This window comes from Psychroflexus torquis ATCC 700755, from assembly GCF_000153485.2.
In the GTDB taxonomy this organism is placed as follows: Bacteria; Bacteroidota; Bacteroidia; order Flavobacteriales; family Flavobacteriaceae; genus Psychroflexus; species Psychroflexus torquis.
In genome coordinates this window covers 2,417,523-2,438,250 of the sequence record NC_018721.1, presented here as the reverse complement: position 1 = coordinate 2,438,250, position 20,728 = coordinate 2,417,523, and the positions used below count along the sequence as shown (strand labels likewise).

Annotated in this window: 17 protein-coding genes, 1 tRNA gene and 1 pseudogene; 6 read left to right on the top strand and 13 right to left on the bottom strand. The window is 33.8% G+C overall.

What is annotated here, in order from left to right:
* Positions 1-64: 64 nt before the first annotated feature.
* From P700755_RS10370 to P700755_RS10360, 3 genes are read right to left on the bottom strand one after another with little or no spacing between them, the layout of a single operon-like run.
* The gene (locus tag P700755_RS10370; RefSeq protein ID WP_015022784.1) at positions 65-1,096 is read right to left on the bottom strand and encodes an IS1595-like element ISPto1 family transposase; all 1,032 of its coding nucleotides are present in this window, start codon (positions 1,094-1,096) and stop codon (positions 65-67) included.
* Positions 1,083-2,942, bottom strand: a complete 1,860-nt coding sequence (locus P700755_RS10365; protein ID WP_015024619.1) for a peptide MFS transporter — start codon at positions 2,940-2,942, stop codon at positions 1,083-1,085. Before P700755_RS10365 ends, P700755_RS10370 begins: the two co-directional genes overlap by 14 nt.
* Before the next feature lie 5 nt (positions 2,943-2,947).
* Complete coding sequence (locus P700755_RS10360) at positions 2,948-5,137, bottom strand: S9 family peptidase (protein WP_015024618.1); 2,190 nt, start codon at positions 5,135-5,137, stop codon at positions 2,948-2,950.
* Positions 5,138-5,341: 204 nt separating this feature from the next.
* On the opposite strand from P700755_RS10360, the gene P700755_RS10355 reads away from it, so the two are divergent.
* Both P700755_RS10355 and P700755_RS10350 read left to right on the top strand, forming a co-directional pair.
* Positions 5,342-6,652 carry a hydroxymethylglutaryl-CoA reductase, degradative gene (locus P700755_RS10355; RefSeq protein ID WP_015024617.1) on the top strand — a complete coding sequence of 437 codons (1,311 nt, stop codon included), beginning with the start codon at positions 5,342-5,344 and terminating at the stop codon, positions 6,650-6,652.
* On the top strand, positions 6,652-7,563 hold the full coding sequence (locus tag P700755_RS10350; protein ID WP_015024616.1) for a GYDIA family GHMP kinase: 912 nt from the start codon (positions 6,652-6,654) through the stop codon (positions 7,561-7,563). The genes P700755_RS10355 and P700755_RS10350 overlap by 1 nt, the downstream gene beginning before the upstream one ends.
* A gap of 253 nt (positions 7,564-7,816) precedes the next feature.
* Here the strand turns inward: P700755_RS10350 and P700755_RS10345 are convergent, their stop codons facing one another.
* From P700755_RS10345 to P700755_RS10315, 7 genes are all read right to left on the bottom strand, one after another.
* Complete coding sequence (locus P700755_RS10345; protein WP_015024615.1) at positions 7,817-9,931, bottom strand: peptidylprolyl isomerase; 2,115 nt, start codon at positions 9,929-9,931, stop codon at positions 7,817-7,819.
* A 149-nt stretch (positions 9,932-10,080) separates the two neighbouring features.
* Complete coding sequence (locus P700755_RS10340; RefSeq protein WP_015024614.1) at positions 10,081-11,370, bottom strand: hemolysin family protein; 1,290 nt, start codon at positions 11,368-11,370, stop codon at positions 10,081-10,083.
* Positions 11,370-11,561 (bottom strand): hypothetical protein, encoded by a 192-nt coding sequence (locus tag P700755_RS10335; protein WP_015024613.1) that lies wholly within the window; start codon positions 11,559-11,561, stop codon positions 11,370-11,372. Before P700755_RS10335 ends, P700755_RS10340 begins: the two co-directional genes overlap by 1 nt.
* Complete coding sequence (lptC, locus tag P700755_RS10330; RefSeq protein WP_015024612.1) at positions 11,558-12,118, bottom strand: LPS export ABC transporter periplasmic protein LptC; 561 nt, start codon at positions 12,116-12,118, stop codon at positions 11,558-11,560. Before lptC ends, P700755_RS10335 begins: the two co-directional genes overlap by 4 nt.
* Position 12,119: 1 nt before the next feature.
* Positions 12,120-13,490, bottom strand: coding sequence for a tetratricopeptide repeat protein (locus P700755_RS10325; protein WP_015024611.1), 1,371 nt, complete (start codon positions 13,488-13,490; stop codon positions 12,120-12,122).
* A 13-nt stretch (positions 13,491-13,503) separates the two neighbouring features.
* On the bottom strand, positions 13,504-14,754 hold the full coding sequence (gene bamG, locus P700755_RS10320; protein WP_015024610.1) for a BamG family beta-barrel-assembly machinery protein: 1,251 nt from the start codon (positions 14,752-14,754) through the stop codon (positions 13,504-13,506).
* Positions 14,754-15,485: a type III pantothenate kinase gene (locus P700755_RS10315; RefSeq protein WP_015024609.1), complete on the bottom strand. Its 732-nt coding sequence runs from the start codon at positions 15,483-15,485 to the stop codon at positions 14,754-14,756. The genes bamG and P700755_RS10315 overlap by 1 nt, the downstream gene beginning before the upstream one ends.
* Before the next feature lie 95 nt (positions 15,486-15,580).
* On the opposite strand from P700755_RS10315, the gene P700755_RS10310 reads away from it, so the two are divergent.
* Positions 15,581-15,653, top strand: a tRNA-Phe gene (locus tag P700755_RS10310).
* Positions 15,654-16,541: 888 nt separating this feature from the next.
* Entirely contained in the window at positions 16,542-17,027 is a 486-nt protein-coding gene (locus tag P700755_RS18765; protein WP_083858497.1) for a GIY-YIG nuclease family protein, read from the top strand.
* A 74-nt stretch (positions 17,028-17,101) separates the two neighbouring features.
* Here P700755_RS18765 and P700755_RS10300 read toward each other — a convergent pair whose 3' ends face one another.
* The 3 genes from P700755_RS10300 to P700755_RS10290 all read right to left on the bottom strand — a co-directional run bounded on the left by P700755_RS10300 (position 17,102) and on the right by P700755_RS10290 (position 19,806).
* Complete coding sequence (locus P700755_RS10300; protein ID WP_015024608.1) at positions 17,102-17,590, bottom strand: ribonuclease EndoU; 489 nt, start codon at positions 17,588-17,590, stop codon at positions 17,102-17,104.
* 215 nt (positions 17,591-17,805) lie between these two features.
* A complete protein-coding gene (locus P700755_RS10295; protein ID WP_015024607.1) occupies positions 17,806-18,654 on the bottom strand; it encodes a hypothetical protein in 849 nt (282 codons plus the stop codon).
* A 264-nt stretch (positions 18,655-18,918) separates the two neighbouring features.
* Complete coding sequence (locus tag P700755_RS10290; protein ID WP_015024606.1) at positions 18,919-19,806, bottom strand: Abi family protein; 888 nt, start codon at positions 19,804-19,806, stop codon at positions 18,919-18,921.
* Positions 19,807-20,084: 278 nt separating this feature from the next.
* On the opposite strand from P700755_RS10290, the gene P700755_RS10285 reads away from it, so the two are divergent.
* Positions 20,085-20,399, top strand: coding sequence for a hypothetical protein (locus P700755_RS10285; protein ID WP_041758306.1), 315 nt, complete (start codon positions 20,085-20,087; stop codon positions 20,397-20,399).
* Between the two features lie 21 nt (positions 20,400-20,420).
* Positions 20,421-20,522, top strand: a pseudogene (locus P700755_RS20750) (IS1595 family transposase); the annotation flags it as partial.
* Positions 20,523-20,728: the final 206 nt, after the last annotated feature.

Sequence of the window (20,728 nt, the reverse complement as noted above, 5' to 3'; positions counted from 1 at the left end):
TCTTTTTCTTCAGCACCATGGGTTAAACGTTTTAATGGTTTTAATAGTAAAATAAGGCTCTAGTTTAGGTCTGCGTTGATATTAAGTTTTCATATCTAGATTCGATTTGATTATACCGTTTCAATGTACCTAGAGCAATTGTTTCTTCCACAAAGGCGTTGGCTCTATCGCTTCTAGACTTTATATTTTCCTTTATTCGATACCAATTCATATATTGTTGTAGATATTTTGTTGATACTCCCCAAAAGGTATTTTCAATCCATTTTTTAACTCTATTGTGAGTAGAATTAACGTGTTGTATGTGATACTTTCCTTTTACTCTTTCTCCTTTTGATGCATTTACGATGTGGAACTCTGTTTCGCTATCTTTGGCAAACCCTTTATAACTGTGATGGGCATCGCTACACAATATGGTTATATCCTTTATAACACGTTTACCGATAGCATTTTCTATATCTACTTTTCCTATTCGACCGAGTTTAGCCACGCTAAGGTCTAATGTTGATTTTCTATCCTGTGTTACAATTACCGCAACTTGATCTTTACTTATACCTCTCTTTTTAGACTTACCGCCTCTTTTTCTTGATTCCCTATCTTTTACCTCCATACCTTTTTCTGATCTTAGGAAAAAGGTTTCGTCACTCTCTGTAATACCTGTAAAGTTGTCTTGGTCATCGTCATTTTTAGTATCGAATGAAGCTAATATCTTATGACGCCAATCAAAGGCTGTCTTTTTATTGATGCCTAATTCTGAACTTATTTTATCTAAACTTTTTTCTTGAACCATAAGACTTAAATAAGATGAAATCATATCCTTTCTTTGAAGTCCCGCCATCCAAGTGCCAGTATATTCAGTAAAGCTTCTATTGCAAGACTTGCACTTATAGCGCTGCGAGCCTTTGTCAACTCCAAAACGAACATATTTTTCATGTAAACAATGTGGGCATCCGCCCATTTTATTATCTAAAATATGGCGACGGGAAGCCCGCTCAACCAATTGATTATGCTCAAGTGAATCTGTAATATCCTTTAACAGATTATCACGATCTAGAGTGGATAGTGATAGTATTTCCTCTTTTAGATTATCTATGTTCATAATCTAAATATACATATAATAGCTGTATTAAACTAGAGCCTAAAATAACTAAAACCCCAAAGGCTACTGTAAAGATAATAATCCCCATAAAGGTTTTAAACTCAAGATCTGTTTGAAATTGATCAACGTCTACTCTACCTACATAACGACCGTCTTTATAGTCAAATTTTAAGTAGGTCAATAACTTATCATCTACAGAAGCTTCATAAGGCTCTATCCTATCCATTAACTCTGATTTTGATCCTTCTTCTTCAAAAGCAAATAGCGAATTTATTTTTTCATCTGTATTTACTTCTTCAAAAATAACTTCATCAGAGGCATTTTTATAAAGTTGAGTTTCTAGTGTAAAAGCTTTATTTTTTTGAAAAATGCTATCTGTTTCATGATTCGGAACAAAACGCATTAGCTGATCTTGATCTGCTTTAAGTACAACAGTTATGCTTTCAGCTCGAGAGGATTCACCTATAATTCCAGCAACTTTGTTTCCTAAACCAGTTGCAGCAAAGTATAACCCCATCATAAGTGCTCCATAGCGTAACGGAGCTAACTTTGTGATAAAAGAAAGCGCTACTGGAGATGCAGAAAGCTCTCCAATAGTGTGAAGTAAATACGCAAAAATAAGCCAATAGATTGCCGCTTCACCGTTGGCTTGATAATCTAAAGTAGCAAATACCATAAAGAAAAAGCCAAGTCCCATAATGATAACACCAATAGCCATCTTAAATATAGAAGAGGCTTCCTTTCCACGCCTTTTCATCCAAGCCCAGAATAAAGCGACTGGAATACCAAATAAAATGATATAAGTAGGATTTAAAGATTGAAAAAACGCAGCAGGAACTGTGTAGTCAAAAACAGGTAAAAATCTATCTGTTTTTTGTTGAGCATAAATATTTAATAAGCCCCCTGCTTGTTCAAAAGCTCCCCAGAAAACAATGACGATCAAAAAAGATAGAAGTAAGACAATGAACCTATCTTTCTCTACATTACCATTAAGATCTTCATAAACGGTCATCATAAACCCAACTACAACAGATAGAAAAATAAAGAAAACGATATAAGCCGTCACTTCGCTTTCCATAAATTGGAGGGGAATTACAAAAGAAATAGCCAGTAGCAAAATTAAAACAATTAAGGATTTTTTGGTAGACAGCATTCTTTGAAAAATCTCTTTAATAGAAACAGAGGCTTCTTCGGTAGAATCTGGGTCAGGTTTATTTCCAACATGGGTCAAATATTTTTGTCCATAAATGTAAACCAACTGGCCTATCACCATACCGATAGCGGCTAGGCCAAAGCCATAATGCCATCCATATTCTTTAGCAACCAATCCTACTAAAATAGCAGCAATAGCAGCCCCAACGTTTATACCGATATAGAAAATGGAAAAGCCTTTGTCTCTTCTAGCATCTCCTTCTTTATAGAGTCCACCTACCATCGTAGATATATTGGGTTTTAGCATACCCACACCAAGGACAATAAGGAGTAAGCCACTGAAAAATGCCCAATCTTGTTCAATAGATAAGACTCCATGGCCTGCGACGAGAAACCATCCTCCAATCATCACCGACATTTTTTGACCTAAAATTTTATCAGCGATAATTCCTCCAGGAATAGACACCACATAAACGAGCATTGTATACCACCCATAAGTAGCCAAAGCTTTGCCTTCCTCCCAACCTAAACCAGGATTATCTGAACTGACCTTCGCTAGCATATAAAGAGTAAGTATGGCACGCATTCCATAGTAGGAAAAGCGTTCCCATAGTTCTGTAAAAAATAAAATATAAAGACCTGCTGGGTGTCCAAATAATTCTTTTTGATAAGCTGGTTTAATTGTGGTTTCCATATGGGTTAGAGCTTTTCTTTAATAAAATTTGTCATTAAGGTATAAAGGTGAAGACGTGTATTACCTCCGTAAATCCCATGATTCTTGTCTGGGTATATTCTCCATTCAAACTGTTTATTCGCTTGTACTAATGCCTCAATAAGTTGCATGGTATTTTGCACATGTACATTATCATCCGCACTACCATGAACTAATAAGTAATTGCCAGAATTGAATTCATCCACATGAGTAATTGGCGAATTCTCATCATATCCAGCAGCGTTTTCCTGAGGAGTTGTCATATAGCGTTCTGTATAAACCGTATCATAAAACCTCCAACTAGTTACGGGTGCTACGGCGATAGCGGCTTTAAAAACGTCGTTAGCTTGGAAAATGGCATTAGAAGACATAAATCCTCCATAACTCCAGCCCCAAATGCCAATCCTGTCTTTATTTATAAATGGTTTTTCACCAAGTAATTTTGCAGCAGAAATTTGGTCTTCGAGTTCGTATTTACCGAGTTCTTTTTGTGTTACTTTTTTGAAATCTCTCCCTTTATAACCAGTACCTCTCCCATCAACACAAGCAACTATATATCCTTGCTGAGCAAGCATTTGATACCAATAATCATTGGTGCCAAAAAAGCTGTTAGATACAGATTGTGAGCCAGGTCCAGAATATTGAAACATCAATATGGGATATTCATTTTCTGGGTTAAAATTAGGAGGCTTAATCATCCACATATTAAGTTCATTTCCATTAACTTCAATCGTAGATAATTCTTTATCAGATAAGTTGTAGGCCTCAAGTGTATTCAATAAAGCTTTGTTGTCTTTTATCTCTCTTAAAATCTCTCCATTACTAGCTTTATGTAGGGTATAAACAGCGGGAGTTGCAGTGTTTGTAAACGTATTGACGAAGTAAGTAAAGTCAGCGCTAAAGTCCGCTCTATTGGTTCCTGTCTTAGTCGTTAATCTCAATTTATTTTTAGCGTTGGCCAGTACGGAGTAGACATCCCGATTTACACTACCATTCTCAGTACTTTGGAAATAAATTCTACCAGATCTATCATCGAAGCCATAAAATTTAGTCACTTCCCAAGCTCCGCTGGTCACTTGATTAATTAAACTTCCATCCTGTGCGTAATGGTAAATATGCTTCCATCCATCTTTTTCACTCGTCCAGATAAAACTGTTGTTATTCAAAAAAGTTAAATCATTTGTAACATCTACATAAGCAGTATCTTTTTCGGTGAGGGTTAACTTGGCTTCATTAGTTTTAGTGTCAACTAAGTAGACCTTCAACTCATTTTGGTATCTATTAAGACTTTGTACACTAAAAAGATTTTCGTCGGCTGTCCATTTCAACCTTGGTAAGTATTCATACTCTCCTAGATCAATTTTAGAAGTAGAGTTTCCTTCAAAATCAAAAAGATGTAAACTTACTTTCGCGTTGTCCTCCCCTGCTTTAGGATATTTAAAAACATCTTGAGATGGGTATAAACTCTGTCCATAAGTTCCGTATAGATCCATAGAAAATTCTGCAACTTCACTCTCATCGAATCTTAGGAATGCCATTTGATTTCCGTTTGGACTCCACTCAAAAGCTCGTACAAAGGCGAATTCTTCTTCATAAACCCAATCTGTAACCCCGTTGATCACTTCATTTTTCTTTCCATCGGAAGTAATTTGAGTGGTTTCTCCTGTAGAAATGAAGTAAGAATAAATATTGTTGTTTTTCACATAGGCGACTTTACCTCCTTTTGGAGAAAAAGTAGGAGACTGAATTTTGCCTTCATCAATTTTGGATAATGATTTTGAAGACAAATCGTAGACATAATAAATACCTTGTGACGATCTTCTAAAAATAGATTCCACCTCAGTTCCTAAGATAAGCTGAGTTTCATCGGTACTTAATTGAAAAGTCTGAAACATATCCAACCCGAGAATAGATTTACTACTTACGAGAGTTCCTGTTTTTTCACCAGTCTTATAACTATATATCTCGACTTTCATATCTTGACTAGCTGCATCGTAATCTTGAACTATATACGATTTACCATCCTTAAGAGACTGAAGAGACTGCATTCTTTCTTGGCTAAACTCGCCACCCCAGATCTCCTCTAAAGTTATTTCTTTATTTTGAGCGTATAAAAGAGTTGAAGAATAGGTGAGAAAGACGTAGAGAAAATAAATAAAAGCACGTGAACTTTTCATAGACTATATTTTGGAGATCAATTTTACTAAAAAAACATTTAAAATCGATTACTTTTTCAATTAAACTCTAAATACTATAAGTTATTATATGTCACCGCTAAACTAATGATGACTTTGGCTCTTTTTAGAATCAGTTTTTTGCGAGCTTAAAGCAGCTTATATTTTATGAAGTGTATCTTTGTCAATCAATTCTAAAGTATAAAAATGTCTAAGATATCTGGCTTTTCCAAGTTGACCAAAGAAGAAAAAGTGAAATGGGTTATAGAGCATTACTTATCAAATTACCCAAAGGCTAAAACAGTGATTCAACAGTATTGGAATTCTGATGAAATGTTACAGAGATTACATGACGAATTTACCGAAAACACCATCTCCAATTATTATCTACCACTTGGTATTGCTCCTAATTTTAATATTGACGGTGAGCTTTACGCACTCCCAATGGCTATAGAAGAGAGCTCTGTAATCGCAGCTGCTAGTAAAGCTGCAAAGTTTTGGCAAGACAAAGGCGGATTCAAAACTGAAGTACTTGGCACAACTAAGGTAGGCCATGTTCATTTTGATTTCAAAGGAGACACGGAAGAACTTAAGCATTTTTTTACACAGATAAAGCCTTTATTTTTCTCGGCAACAGCTAGCATTACCAAAAACATGGTGAAACGCGGGGGTGGTATCAAAGACATTCAACTTATAGACAAAACCCAACAGCTAGACAATTACTTTCAGCTGTATTGTACCTTCGAGACAAAAGATGCTATGGGAGCAAACTTCATTAATTCTTGTTTAGAACAGTTTGGACAAACTCTTGAAGCAGAAGCCTTAACTTATGAAACTTTTAAAACTCAAAACGAGTTTCCAGAGGTGATTATGTGCATTCTGTCTAATTATGTTCCAGAATGTTTAGTAAGAGCTGAAGTCTCTTGCCTGATTTCAGATCTTGGCGAAACACAAGAAGAAGCTAATCATTTTGTTAAAAAATTCTCACAAGCTATTAAAATCGCCAAAATAGAACCTTACCGGGCAGTCACTCATAATAAGGGAATTATGAACGGTGTTGATGCCTTGGTTTTAGCTACGGGAAATGACTTTAGAGCTGTGGAGGCAGGCGTTCATGCATATGCAGCTAAAGAAGGGAGTTACTCGAGCTTAACCCATATAGAAGCTAAGCATGGTATTTTTAAATTTTGGATAGAAATTCCTCTTGCTTTAGGCACCATTGGAGGCCTTACGAGTTTACACCCCTTAGTTAAGCTTTCCTTAGCCATGTTGGGAAATCCAAGCGCGGAAAAACTGATGAGAATTACAGCAGTTGCAGGTCTTGCTCAAAACTTTGCTGCCATCAATTCTTTAGTGACTACTGGTATACAAAAAGGGCATATGAAAATGCACTTGATGAATATTTTAAATCAATTTGAAGCTAACAAAGGTGAGCGAATGCAAGCTGTGGAGTATTTCAAAACACATACAGTGACACATTCTGAAGTGATTTCCTTACTAGAAAGACTACGTTCCTAATGGACACACAAACGTTTTACAGCCACGGCAAGCTTCTTATTACAGGAGAATATTTAGTACTCGATGGAGCTAAAGCCTTGGCGATACCTTGCAAATTTGGGCAACACTTAAAAGTCTCTCCTTCTTCAAGCCAATTTTCACGATGGATAAGCTACACTCAACAAAACGAAGTTTGGCTAGATATTGAATTTGATCTTTTATCCATAACAAAACAAAACATAAAATCTGAATCTGATATAGAAACTCGACTTTTTCAGATCCTATATGAAGCTTTTCAATTGAATCCTAAAGTGTTTACTCAAAACTATCGGTTCGAAACTAATCTTGAGTTTCCTAGAGATTGGGGCTTGGGAACATCGTCTACTTTAATAGCTAATATTGCAAAGTGGGCGAATGTAAATCCCTATGAATTATTAGCTAAAACTTTTGGAGGTAGCGGTTATGATGTTGCTTGTGCTGAGTCTGGTTCAGCTTTAATATACCAGCTCGAAAACCATCTACCAAGAGTAGACCCTGCAGAAATCCCAGAAGCGATAAAACCTCATGTGTATTTTGTACATTTAGGTCAAAAACAAAATAGCCGAAGTGCTATCTTTAATTATAGGAAAAACAAACCATTACAACTCGCTGATTACATTTCAAAAACTGATGAGATCACCTCAGAAATGTTGAAGGTTAAATCTTTAGAGCATTTTCAAAGCCTAATAGACAGTCACGAATCTTTACTATCTGAAATTCTTCAATTAGAGCCTGTTCAAAACCACCTATTTCATGATTTTCAGGGTAACATAAAAAGTCTTGGAGCATGGGGAGGAGATTTCGTCATGGCCGTAAGTAAAAGCAATCCGAAATCCTATTTTAAATCTAAAGGCTATCCTACTATTTTGAAATATTCGGATATGGCTTTATAAACAAAACCCCTTTTAGTAAGGACTAAAAGGGGTTTTGTTAGTTATACCAAATTAGACCTATAATGACGCAATAAATCATTTCTTTTTCGCCTGCTTTTCATCAAAAATAATTACCGTAGCTAAGGCTATACTAGTTATTTTTGATTTCAATCAATCAATCAAAAAACCTGTGCTGAGCTACGTCGTAGTATAATTCAATTTATTCATACGGCATTATAAATATAATTTGGTATTAGTAGTAAATACCTAGTGATTAGTAAACCAAATGACGATTGTCCTCTATCTCTTTACTGTTCTTTAAAGCTTCGATAATAGGGCTTGTTCTAGGGTTTAATAAAGAGCGTGTTCTTTTCTCTGTTTCTTCTTTAGCAACAGCTCTATAAGATGGTAGAGCTTGTGCCCCGTTCTTCTCCAAAAGTTTTATAACATATACCCCCGTTTTTCCCTGTAAAGGTTTAGAAATATCATTGACGCTCATAGCAAAAGCAGCACCTACTATTTTTGGCTCTGTCCCACCTCCAGGAATAAATGGATTACTGATATTAACCGAAGATGCTTTTTGCTTATTCACCCCAAATAATGAGGCAACAGCATTTAAGTCTTGCCCTTCTATTTGAGATTTAATTTGTTCAGCTTGTTTTTGTTTTCTTAAAATCGGGGTAACAATAGCAGAGGCTTCTTCTGTCGACTGTAAGCCTTTCTTAGATATTTTAGTCACTCTTGCCACAATATATCCGCTTCCTGTATCAAAACTCTTAATGTCTCCTGTCTTAGTTTCTCCTTCAAAAGCCCACTTTACGATAGAACGTTGACGACCTACACCTGGAATACTTTCGTCCAATTTATTAATTCCATTGACAGGCTTTACAGTAAGCCCAGTACTATCAGCCTCTTTTCTAAAGTCATTATCTTTTGCTGATAATTCAAATTTGCTGGATGATCGGTATAGTTCGTTTAGTGTTTTTTCTGAAGGCTCGACTCTTTTAGTGACTGTAGCTACTTTTAAAGCATCTTTAAGAGAAGTCCTGTCTTCAAGATAAATAACGTGAAATCCAAAATCGGTTTCTACGAGTCCATAGCTATTGACTTTAGCTTCATCGAATACATAATCATTGAATTCTGGAACAAGAGCTCCATAAGTGATCCAGTTGAGTTGACCTCCGTTCTCTGCACTTTGGCGATCTGAAGAAAATTCACCAGCTAACTCTGCAAACTTGTCAGAATTTCTTCTCACAACATCCGTTAAACTATCTGCTAGGACTTTAGCTTCCTCTTTTGTTCTAGTTACTGAAGCGTCTACTCGAGAACCATTATAAGTTACCAAAATATGGCTCGTTTTTACAGAATCTGCTTTTTGAGTACGCTCTACAAGTTTTGAGATTTTATAGCTTTCGTTTTCGTAATAAGGGCCGTAAACATCGTTCACATCCAACTCTAAAATAGCTAGGGCAAATTCACCTTTCATGTTATACTCGAAGGTATAGTTATCATTGTATGGCGTCTCTGAATGAACAGCAATAAACTCTTGAACATTATCTGTGGTATTAAAATTAGATAAGCCTTCCGATTGTTCTACCTTCTCGTCAGTCGTAAGTTTTGTGACCTCGTCTAAAACGAAAGAGTTATCTTCTTCTGAAGGCGTTTCTTCAAAATACACATACTCCAAATTACGCTTAGCATCTTGCTGAAACCTTTCTTTGTGGACGTTGATATAATTTTGAATATCAGATTTTGTAACTTCAACTTCTTCACCCTTATCAAAAGGAACTTTTACGAATTCAAAAGTAAGGTTATCATTTTCTTGGTGATAAATTTGTTTGCCTTCCAATAAGGTAGTTTGTACTCCTGCCTTCACCATATTAAAATAAAGTTGTGACTTTGCATTCACTTCCATAGATTGCTCAAAGTTAACCCATTGTTGATATTGTTGTGGAGACGTTATCTTCAACTCAGCTATGAACTGCTTTAATTTTGCTTCATCAAAAAACCCAGCATCGTTGGAAAACCTTGGGTCTCCAACTAATTGTTGAGACATAGCATCTGTGATCTGGTCTGCACCTACTTCTAGACCTAAGCTCTCAAACTCTTGTTTTAACAACGTTCTTCGTAAGTTATTTTCCCAAGCTTGGTTAGCTGCTTGTAATGTACTTACGCGCCCTTGGCTTTGTTGTACAATATTTTCTACTTCTGCTGCAAATTCTTCTCTACCAATTTCTTCATCACCAATTACACCAACACTGCTAGTTGCTTTGTCTGAAGAAAATCCTCCATTCTTGAATAAGTCTGTAAGTACAAAAGCAAATAAAGCTAAAGCTATAATTACAATAAGAAAAACTGTTCGTTCTCTAATTTTACTGAGTATTGCCATTTTAAGATATTTTAAGAAATCTAGTGAGCGAAAATAAGATAATTAGCCCATATATAGAATTTTGTCGTTTAAAATATTTGAAACTCTTTTAAGTGGAAAATTTGAATTAAAATTGAAATAAAACTATAGAGTATAACCCAGCTATAGCCCTATTCTGAAGTGTCAAGCTTAATAGAAACCAACTCTATTTTTTTGCTAGAAGCTTCCAGAATTTTTATTTTAAATTGGTCTATCTCTACTTCTTCACCTACCTCTGGGATTTCTTCAGTCGTATTTACGATCATTCCACCCAAGGTTTCATAATTTTCACTTTCTGGAAGATTTACTTTATATTTTTCATTGATATAGTCTACATCTAATCGTGCTGAGAATTTATAAAAATTACCTCTTATTTTCTCTTCTACCAAAACCACAGAATCGTGTTCGTCTTCAATCTCACCAAACAGCTCTTCTACAATATCTTCTACAGTCATCATCCCACTTGTTCCTCCATATTCATCAACAACCACAGCAATACTCTTTCTTTTTTTAATAAGGATATTAAGGATTTCTTTTACCAACATCGTTTCAGGCACAAAAACAACTGGCATCAAAATACTTTTGATATCCTGTGGATTCCTAAACATTTCAAAAGAATGGATATAACCTACAATGTCGTCGTTGCTTTCTTTATAAACCAATAATTTAGACAAACCGGTTTTTGTAAAAATTTGGACTAAGTCTTGAATGCCATCCGAAATATCGACAGCCACAATCTCATTACGTGGAATCATGACTTCGCGAGCTTTAACTTCGGAGAATTGTAAAGCATTTTGAAAAATTTGTATTTCAGAGTCAACATCCTGATTGAACTCAACGGTTTCCATTTGTTCATTGATGTAATCACCAAGTTCTACTTTACTGAAGTTGAGCTGTACTTTATCCCCTTCAATTTTGAAAATTTTCTTTAGAATAAAATCAGATACCCAGATCACAAAACTGGAAATAAAACTGAATAAGTAATAAAAAATAAATGCAGGAACGCTGAATACCTTGAGCAATACGTTGGCATAAATCTGAAAAAAGACCTTCGGTAAAAATTCTGCTGTAAAGAGAATGACGAGTGTAGAAATTAAGGTTTGCGTAAACAAACTGGCTTCAACAATAAGATAACTAAAAAATTCATTTTGTAAAGGCCGGAGAGTTTCAAACCAATTCATAATGAGATCGCCCATAAAAAAACCATATACCACTAAAGCGATATTATTACCTACCAGCATTGTAGCGATAAACTTGGAAGGTTTTTTCGTTAAGGTTTTAAGCACACTGGCAATTAGGTTGCTTTGGTTCTTTTGAAGTTCGATATGCACCTTATTGGCGGACACAAAAGCGATTTCCATACCAGAAAAAAAGGCCGAAAGTAACAAGCATAAAATAATAATGAGGACTTCTGTACTCATTATCGTTTATTTTTTTGTTCAATTTTGTTTCTAAAACGTCTTTTGAAAAAAAACATAAACACCGCAAGGGCAGAAAAAAATAGATATAGATAAGCTCTACCTTCGCTATCTGCCCAAGTCCTTATAGCTTCTATGATGAAAAAGATGGCGAAAGCGATATAGGCAAATTCAAAATACTTGAAAAATTTCATTGGTCTTGGATATATTGGATACCTGTATTAGTTCTTGAGTTGAAGGTATTAAATTTCTGATCGGAATCAAAACCTTCTCCCTGATTTCTAGCCCCATTGGAAAGTTGCAATTCGTAATTATAATCTGTGAAAAGCCATTCCCGTTTTTGATCCCAATAAAGTTGAGGGCTTCTCATAATTGTACTATCGGAGGTCACAATACTTACGTTTTGTCTTAAGTCGATAAGTCCAGTTTCCAAATATTGAATAGCATAGTCTGAAGTCACCGTATTTTTACTAGAGTCTTTTTCAAAAAAATCAAGCTCAATACCTTGAGGAAATTCTCTAAAAGGGAATTCCCTATTAGAAAAATCTAGCATTTCTGGACTTCTCAAATTAGCTTTTACAAAGCCACTGTCTGTATAAAAAAGATTAAGGTCATATACCTTGGATTGAGGTTCTAGAAAATCTTTTTCCATCTCCTTTACATCTTTTAGGTTTCCCTCACAAGCAAAAAGCATTGCTGTAAAAATACATACAGCAATGCTTTTGTAAATGAGTGATTTTTTTTTTGTCATTTTAGAGGGTTGGTACAACCACACTTTCACGTATCCAACAATTAGAAAAAGAAATTTTCTTACCTGCTGCATCTTCTTGAAAGATATCTGATTTTTGTGGAGCTCTACCCTTATAGCTTGCAGCAGTGGCGATGGCTGTGGAACTTAAAGAGGGATCTACACGGCCAGCTCTTGTAGCATAATCTGCAGCCAACCAGTAAACTGATCTTTTGTCAAAAACAGATTCACCACAATTATTTGCACTTTTAGCATACATATCCGCTATCTTTAAATAAGCGATCCCCATTGAAGGCTTGTTGTCTAAAGCTTTTCTGTAATAGTTTCTAGCTTGAGAAAAACTTCCTTGTGCTTTATAATTATTGGCGATTCTATAGTAAATTCTAGATTTTCTAACTTTATCTGAAGCTAATTCAGCAGCTTCATTTAAATACTCTAATGCTTTTGATCTATTTCCATCGGCTTCTGCAAGTTGCCCCAAAGAATAAGCAGAATTTGCTGATGGCTCTTTTTGATGAAGAGCTTCTGAAACTTTGAAAAATAAAGGATCTTCTGTACAGTCTTTTGCAGAAAGTCTCGCATTGGCATTTTTTAACCAATCTACATCGTTTTTCTTTTCTTCAAAATCTTTATTGTAAAGCGGGATTAGGTTATCGCAATCTGCTTTAGACCCTAACAAAGAGTTTACACTTCCTTTAATTTTAGTGTAATTTCTTAAATATATTTCAGAATTTTTTAAAATCCTAGATTCTCTAGATGTCAATTCTTCTTGCGCTTCTTGTTTTTCTATTAATGGTTTAGCTTCAGTTGCTTTGTCATTTTCTTGAGTTTCAATTAAGTCAATCACCTCATCGTACTTATCAAATAAAAATTGAATATCTCTTTCTCCAGTATCGTTTAAGTCATTGGCAATTCTAAAATAGGCATAGATAGCGACTGGTGAAGAAAAATTGTCCTTGTCGATTTCAACAACATCTTCAAAAGCTTCAAGTCTTTCCTCTAAAGTCCCAATTTTATTTTTATACTGGATCATTGCTATATCAGCTAGCATATCTCCTTCTTTGGTACCATTAGGAAATTTATCTAATCGCATTTTTTGATTAGCAATGTATTCCTGGATAAACTGCATTTTCTCATCATCAGTTTCTGCTAGATCTATCATATCTTCAAGCATTTTTCCTCCACGTTGATAGATAAGAATGTTTAAATCAGCACAATTTTCCAAGAGATCCTTATATTTAGGATAGGCATCGTCAAAATTTTTGACTTTTGCGCTCTCATTAAATAAACTAAGCGTGACATTACAATCTTGAGCATTTGCTATACTTAAAGCGAAGAAAGCTCCAAAAAGTGTAAAAGCGATTTTAAACTTCATAATTTTAAAGTGTTTAATTATATTTAGATTTAATGAACCATTTATCGTTGAAAGAGAAACTCAAAAATACACTAATGAATTTTTCTTGTATTAAATTATTATTAGTTGTTCCTCTTTCAAAATATTCTACCCCCAAGTTAGTATTGGTAAACACACGACCTGCAGGTAAACCTAGTCCAAATGATATGCCAAACTCATCAATATCTTCACCTCGATATTCTAGACCTGTTTGTTCCATTCTAAGACCTGCTCTATAAACCACTCGTTTAAAGTAACTTACAGGATCATTATACCTAGGAATAAAATATCCTCCTAAACGAAAAACATTAGCATCAATTTGAGCTACATCAGGACCAAAATTATAGGAAAGTGAAGAAAAATCTCCAGCTTGGTAATGTTCGTACTCCAAGCCTAAAAACCATTTTTTATCTTCACCTATTCCAGCTCCAAAAGCTAACATTTCAGGTAATTTTATTTCAGAATCTCTAGGCTCCACATTAAATTCGTCTACAACAATTTCAGTGTCGTTTTGTCCAATTTGAATAGTTGCGAGTTCTCTTCTACTATTCACACTTAAACTTGAACCTGTTTCGTACCTCAAAGATGTATTAATAGTCAATTTTTCATTTAAATTAAATTTATAGAGCGCACCAAAATTATAAGACAAACCATTGATGTCGACAAAATTAAGTTCTCTCGAAGCAAACTGAATCTGATCTCTAAAAATAAGACTTTTATTCTCAATATCTCCAAAATTATAGTTGATAGTTCCTCCTAATCTAAAATTTTTAAAGGGCTCGAATCCTACAGAAAAGTGAATCGTATTTAGCCCACCTCTTCCATTTAGACGTGATACAGTTGTTGTGGTCCTTTCTTCTAACTCATAACCCACGGCACTTCTAGGTTTGATTCCAAAACCTACACCAAGATTATTAAAAGGAAGTCCAATAGCAATGTAATCCAAAGTCAAATAATCTAAGTCATCAGAACCAGAAGCAGACTCCAATTCGACCGAATTGGTTGTAGCTCCAGCGGTAAAAGTTGTTAATTTCAGGTCTGAGTAGGCTGCAGGATTTTTTAAATTCAAATGAATACTATCTCCCAACATTCCTAATCCACCCATAGATCTGTTTTCTACAGTTCCTCTAAAGGCTTTAGTCCCAATTCCAAGAAAAGAATAAGGTGAGGACGAATTTTCTTGTGCTAATACAGAAGAAGTCGTTAAAAGTAGCGCCGAAGTAAAAAGAATAAATCTAATGAGCATTAATTTGAATTGAGTTGTAAAATTTTATTTAAGCCTTTTAATAAAAAATTCGAAGTGGCAAATATGCTATTTTTTATAGATGCTGACAACAAATAATAATCTCCTCCTGTTAAAACAACTGTTAAATCTTCATAATCAGCAAGATAATCTTCAATATAACCATCGATTTCATAGCAAACTGACTTGAAAACTCCAATTCGCATCGCTTCATGGGTAGATTTACCGATGAAATATGTGTTTTGACAAGACTTCGTTATCAACGGTAATTTTTCTGTAAACGTATGCATTGCTTTAAAACGCATTTGTAAACCTGGAGAAATAGCACCTCCTTGGTAAGTATTTGTTTTGTCCAAAAAATCGTAAGTGATACAGGTACCTGCATCTATGACCAAAACATTAGCATTAGGATAAATTTCTGAAGCTGCGACTACAAGGGCTATTCTATCTAAACCCAAGGTTTCAGGGGTCGTGTAATTATTCTTAAAATTGACTTTACTTTCATGAGTAAATTCAACAAGATTCAGCTGTGAAGTCAATTTATTTTTTAAGTCTTTTGGAACTTGAGCTGTTGAAGATATAATACCATTACTGAGTTTAGGATAGGCTTCAATAAGAGCATTTACATGTGTTAAGACATTTTCTGAAGAAGATGACGAGCTTTCTAGCAGTTGATCTTGATCAAATATTGCTAGTTTAACCAGTGTATTCCCTATGTCAATAGCTAAATTCATGTCAAAATTTAGAGTCAAAGATAGTGATAAGAATATATCAAGTTTTGTTTTGTAGAATTAAATAATGGTTTTATATTTGCAACCGCATTAAAACTGGTGCCTTAGCTCAGTTGGTAGAGCAAAGGACTGAAAATCCTTGTGTCCCTGGTTCGATTCCTGGAGGCACCACCTTTTAAACCTCAACTTTAATTAGTTGAGGTTTTTTTTATATTTAGCCCATGCACTTCCTCTATATAATTTATAGCAAACAATTATCCGAAACCCTACTCTTTTAAAAGAAATTCTAAATAAGAAATAGACCCTGGTTCCCCCGAGGCTTCGGGGCTGGAGGCACCACCTTTTAAACCTCAACTTTAACTAGTTGAGGTTTTTTTTATATCTAACGTATGCACTTCCTCTATATAATTTATAGCAAACAATTATCCGAAACCCTACTCTTTTAAAAGAAATTCTAAATAAGAAATAGACCGTGGTTCCCCCGAGGCTTCGGGGCTGGAGGCACCACCTTTTAAACCTCAACTTTAATTAGTTGAGGTTTTTTTTATATTTAGCCCATGCACTTCCTCTATATAATTTATAGCAAACAATTATCCTAAACCCTACTCTTTTAAAAGAAATTCTAAATAAGAAATAGACCCTGGTTCCCCCGAGGCTTCGGGGCTGGAGGCACCACCTTTTAAACCTCAACTTTAACTAGTTGAGGTTTTTTTTATATCTAACGTATGCACTTCCTCTATATAATTTATGGCAAACAATTATCCGAAACCCTACTCTTTTAAAAGAAATTCTAAATAAAAAATAGACCCTGGTTCCCCCGAGGCTTCGGGGCTGGAGGCACCACCTTTTAAATCTCAACTTTAATTAGTTGAGGTTTTTTTATATCTAACGCATGCACTTCCTCTATATAATTTATAGCAAACAATTATCCTAAACCCTACTGTTTTAAAAGAAATTCTAAATAAAAAATAGACCCTGGTTCCCCCGAGGCTTCGGGGCTGGAGGCACCACCTTTTAAACCTCAACTTTAATTAGTTGAGGTTTTTTTATATTTAGCCCATGCACTTCCTCTATATAATTTATAGCAAACAATCCCATAGATTCTACATCGGTGAAACTCAAAATGTTGAAAAAAGAGTTTTGATGCATAATCAACATGTCTTCAAAAATGCTTTTACTACCTCTGCTGAAGATTGGCAGATTAACCCTGCAATTGACATGAAAACGGTTGAGTCAGAACAGCCAGATGTAATAGGTTGGGCTGACTTTTGCAACGTCATGATAGAAGTAAAAGTTGGCAAAGGCAATTTCATAAAAGATTGTAAGAAACCCTTTAGGAAATGCTCAGAAAAAGGTGTTGGTGAGTATCGCTATTATTTTTGCCCAAGCGGATTGATTAAAGAAAGTGAACTCCCTGAAAATTGGGGTTTGCTTTATTTAAACGATGAAAATAAAATTGAAATAATAAAAGTAGCTTTGATACAAGAAGCTAACTTAAAAGCTGAACGAAATATTTTGATAAGCTTGATTAGAGGACAAGGTTAGTCTTTTTGGTAACACAGAGATAATAAAAATTTAAAAGGTCTTGACAGCCGTATTTAATTTATTATTTAATACAATCATAATGATTCAACCAATGGGTATATTGTTATCAACTTACCATTTTTGACATAGAGTTCAACTTCAATGTTTGAATAAGTTTTTGACTTGATTTTTCCATTGTCAATATTAAAATTAGCATTGTCGTAAGCATATTTTATTTCCATTAAAAGAGTTGCTATATTCCAATCCGCAGGAAAGAAACTACTTGGTGTTTTTTTATGAATCCATTTTTTGTTGTCTATATCATAAAATTCAAAATCTGCCAAAAATGTTTTATTTGTTTCGTTGGTTTTTAAAATCTTAATTATCCATACCCTTTCAGGATTGTAAAAGTGAACACCCGTAACATTTCCATTTTTTATTCTTCCAATAGATGCGTGAATAAAGCTATAGACTACTTCTGGTTTGAATTTTGTTCCCCTCGGTATTTCAATAAAACTTTTAATGCGAACTATATTTTTTTCAAGTACAACTTGTTGGGCCCTTTTAGAATTCGTTTTCTTCAAATTCTGAAATATTGGGGAATATTTCTTTATTGCTCTAATAGAGTTGTATGGACCGTCGCCATCCGCAAAATTAAAAGGAGTATTAGCTGAAACACTTACTATAAATACTCCGGAGGTAATGATTGTTTATTCGTCGAAGTGCTATTTGCAAGTACAAAATAATGATGTTCCATATTTGTTACTATCGGCTAAATAAAAACCACTTTCAATGGTTTTTATTTTTTGTTAGCTGTAATTTTTATTATTTCAATATTATCTAATAACCCTTGGTTAACGATATTCAGCTTCTTTTTTGAGTTTTTATCCATTTCAAATATTAACCTTACTTCATTCTCTGGTTCAAAAGAAGTTGGTTTGGTAAATACACTAGAGTCAATTGAATTATTTTTTATTAATTCAAATATTTCGGGAGAAAGGTCGGGTTTGGAACCTTCAAAGTTATCTAACTCAGTCCTTATAATGTTTGATTTAAAGTCACTGTAATTAACTTTTTGACATGCCCATGATTTTGCGCCTATTGACTTTTTAACACTTTCAGCAAATGATTTAATATTCTTTATTTTCATTACATAGTCACCAAATTGGTCAGACATGTACTCTTCATGAGTTAAGGTATTTGTGCCACATAATATGTAATAGTTAAATCCAGAAATTACTGAGGTGAAAAATTGCCTGTCTAAATTTTCAAAAACCAAATTACTATAGCCTTCCTTTTCGTCACGGCTTTCATCTCTTTCTATTTCCCTGTAATATTTTAAAGATCCAAATTGAAATTTACCTTTTGAAATAAAGTTGTCGCAAGTGCTTTTTGAGATGTACTTATAGAAAGTTAAATTTTCAATATTTTCATTTTTTGGATTAATATTGATTTCTCCAAAGAGTTCTTTTGAGTTATCTAATTTACCCACAGAATTTATATAAGTTGAGACCGATTTTATTAGAGCTTTAATCTGCTCATTAGAAAATTTAGCGCCTTCTTTTGTAACTGAGATTATCTGGATAAGAATACTTATTTTTTTGTGTGTATACTCAACTCCTAGATTCTTTAAAAAATTTCTTTTCATTGGTTATCAGTAATCACAGCTAACATACGGATAAAACAATAAGTTGTGTTATCCGTAATTTATTAATACTATAAACTTAGTAATTTTATTATTGCCTTAAAAGTCTCAGCATTAAAAACATGCTTTAGCAAACTGTGGAATCTCAGAAGTAATTAACCAAAAAAAACTCAGAGCAAGTCTGAGTTTTAGTTTTTTATTCTTTTTAAGTGCAGAAACTAAAGCAATAATTGAATAGCAGTGCACTGAGTTGCAAAACTACGATATTTATTTATATCTTATCTTATTTGTAATAATGTTTTTAATTACTTGATTCTTAAAGTTTTTAATAAATAAATCATCAATCTCATTAAGGAAATCATTTTTTCTATTTATAGAAATATGTTCTAAAAAGTAAGAAATAACTTTTATAGTTGCATTCAAAGAGCTTCTATCACTTCCATCAAAGTCAATATTTGGGACAACAGACAATCCTCTTGGTGTTTTAAAATCATACAGTACATCTCCATGTGAACAAATATTTCTTAATAAAACTACAGTACTCATTAAGTTTTCAAATTTATCTGAATTTAAAACTCCTAAACTTTCTGTAACTCTCTTTTTGATATCTTCATTCCTAATGTTTTTAAATAAGTTTAATAATACTCCAAAGGTGAAAAACTCTAATGTTTTCCAGGCAGGAGCGTAAGTATCTAAAGGATTATTTAAATGATGTTTTTTAAGAGTTTTGTTATTATGTATAAATTCTTTCGTGTAGACTCTACTTAGCATACTTCTTTTCCAAGGTGTACTTTCAATAAAACTATCTTTTACTATGGTTTTATCTGCAAACCAAGATGGAGAATGTTTAAACTTATTCGAAACATAATAAACAACTTTAGTTCTAAAATTTATTTCTATTCGGTTTAAATATTTTAATAAAATATTCCTTAAATCAACATCTAAGTAATATAAAGCTATAACATCGGATAGTTTAGTTCCAAGAGCCAAATTATGGTCAGCATCTATTTCAAAGTGATGCCAATAAAACCCCAATCTGTAATATCCAATGTCTAATAAAAAGTCTTTAACCTGTTGTTCTTCATAGTCAAGAATTAAGTTTCTTTTTTTTAAGCTTCTAATTTGAATATTTGTGTTTGTTGCTATGTTCCCCATTTATTTAATTAGCTATCTTGTAAATATTAAATGTATAATAATTAAAAATTCCGCGATCGAGCTCAAAAAAGCTTACTAGTTGTCCACAAGTTATACTCTTAAATAGTGTGCACGAATGCGTAAAAATAAGGTTAAATAACTATAATCTAATAAATTACGCAATCCACCATCTTTTTTATAGATTTTCAATATTTTAAATTCACCATCTTTCAACTAATAGCATATACTTACACAGTTTTTATCGCTAGATTTATTATCTTTGAGTGACTTTCATGCTTATGGAAAATTACTTCATCACTCAGAACTTTCCTGTTTCAAATCATGTGCATGAATATCTTATAAAAATGCATGGCACAGATCACATACAAGTGTCTAGGAATCATTTTATAGGGATGATCATTCTTAACCTAAATTCCAAGACCTTTTCCAGACCACCAAAGCGAAAAAAGAGTTTGGTTAAGCTTTTTAAAGTAGAAATAAGCGAATTCTATTTTTCCAGAAATGACCTGTTTCTCCACCCAGATCATGCGATTATATTCAACGATACCATAGATGGTTTGTTTCGAGACGAAGTGTACAAGAACCTATCATAAAATAAGATAAAGTGTTAAAGCCTATCTCTTAGCGAATTTGTTTATCGGTTTAATCGTAAATATTTTGGATATAGAATGTTCGATAGGCTAGTTATTGATAGCATTACGGCTAATAAACATTAATTGGACATAGAATAAATTAGATATTAATGAGTGTGTTTTTATCTGTGTTTTTTATTTTTTCGATGGCTAAAATATTAGCTCAGAGGAATTATTTTCTTTCCCTAAGAAAGAGGATTTAGGCCTCACGTTCTTTGCCTATGTTTTATGCAAGGCAAAAAAGATTCTCATAAATATCCTTTTAAGTGTGAAAAAAAATGAAGAATTGC

What these genes read in the sequence shown, in the direction of transcription:
- P700755_RS10355 (WP_015024617.1), top strand. Translation starts at nt 5,342, where the DNA reads ATGTCTAAGATATCTGGCTTTTCCAAGTTGACCAAAGAAGAAAAAGTG.
- P700755_RS10290 (WP_015024606.1), bottom strand. Translation starts at nt 19,806, where the DNA reads ATGGGGAACATAGCAACAAACACAAATATTCAAATTAGAAGCTTAAAA.
- bamG (WP_015024610.1), bottom strand. Translation starts at nt 14,754, where the DNA reads ATGCTCATTAGATTTATTCTTTTTACTTCGGCGCTACTTTTAACGACT.
- P700755_RS10335 (WP_015024613.1), bottom strand. Translation starts at nt 11,561, where the DNA reads ATGAAATTTTTCAAGTATTTTGAATTTGCCTATATCGCTTTCGCCATC.
- lptC (WP_015024612.1), bottom strand. Translation starts at nt 12,118, where the DNA reads ATGACAAAAAAAAAATCACTCATTTACAAAAGCATTGCTGTATGTATT.
- P700755_RS10350 (WP_015024616.1), top strand. Translation starts at nt 6,652, where the DNA reads ATGGACACACAAACGTTTTACAGCCACGGCAAGCTTCTTATTACAGGA.
- P700755_RS10365 (WP_015024619.1), bottom strand. Translation starts at nt 2,942, where the DNA reads ATGGAAACCACAATTAAACCAGCTTATCAAAAAGAATTATTTGGACAC.
- P700755_RS10360 (WP_015024618.1), bottom strand. Translation starts at nt 5,137, where the DNA reads ATGAAAAGTTCACGTGCTTTTATTTATTTTCTCTACGTCTTTCTCACC.
- P700755_RS10325 (WP_015024611.1), bottom strand. Translation starts at nt 13,490, where the DNA reads ATGAAGTTTAAAATCGCTTTTACACTTTTTGGAGCTTTCTTCGCTTTA.
- P700755_RS10315 (WP_015024609.1), bottom strand. Translation starts at nt 15,485, where the DNA reads ATGAATTTAGCTATTGACATAGGGAATACACTGGTTAAACTAGCAATA.
- P700755_RS18765 (WP_083858497.1), top strand. Translation starts at nt 16,542, where the DNA reads ATGCACTTCCTCTATATAATTTATAGCAAACAATCCCATAGATTCTAC.
- P700755_RS10285 (WP_041758306.1), top strand. Translation starts at nt 20,085, where the DNA reads ATGGAAAATTACTTCATCACTCAGAACTTTCCTGTTTCAAATCATGTG.
- P700755_RS10370 (WP_015022784.1), bottom strand. Translation starts at nt 1,096, where the DNA reads ATGAACATAGATAATCTAAAAGAGGAAATACTATCACTATCCACTCTA.
- P700755_RS10340 (WP_015024614.1), bottom strand. Translation starts at nt 11,370, where the DNA reads ATGAGTACAGAAGTCCTCATTATTATTTTATGCTTGTTACTTTCGGCC.
- P700755_RS10295 (WP_015024607.1), bottom strand. Translation starts at nt 18,654, where the DNA reads ATGAAAAGAAATTTTTTAAAGAATCTAGGAGTTGAGTATACACACAAA.
- P700755_RS10345 (WP_015024615.1), bottom strand. Translation starts at nt 9,931, where the DNA reads ATGGCAATACTCAGTAAAATTAGAGAACGAACAGTTTTTCTTATTGTA.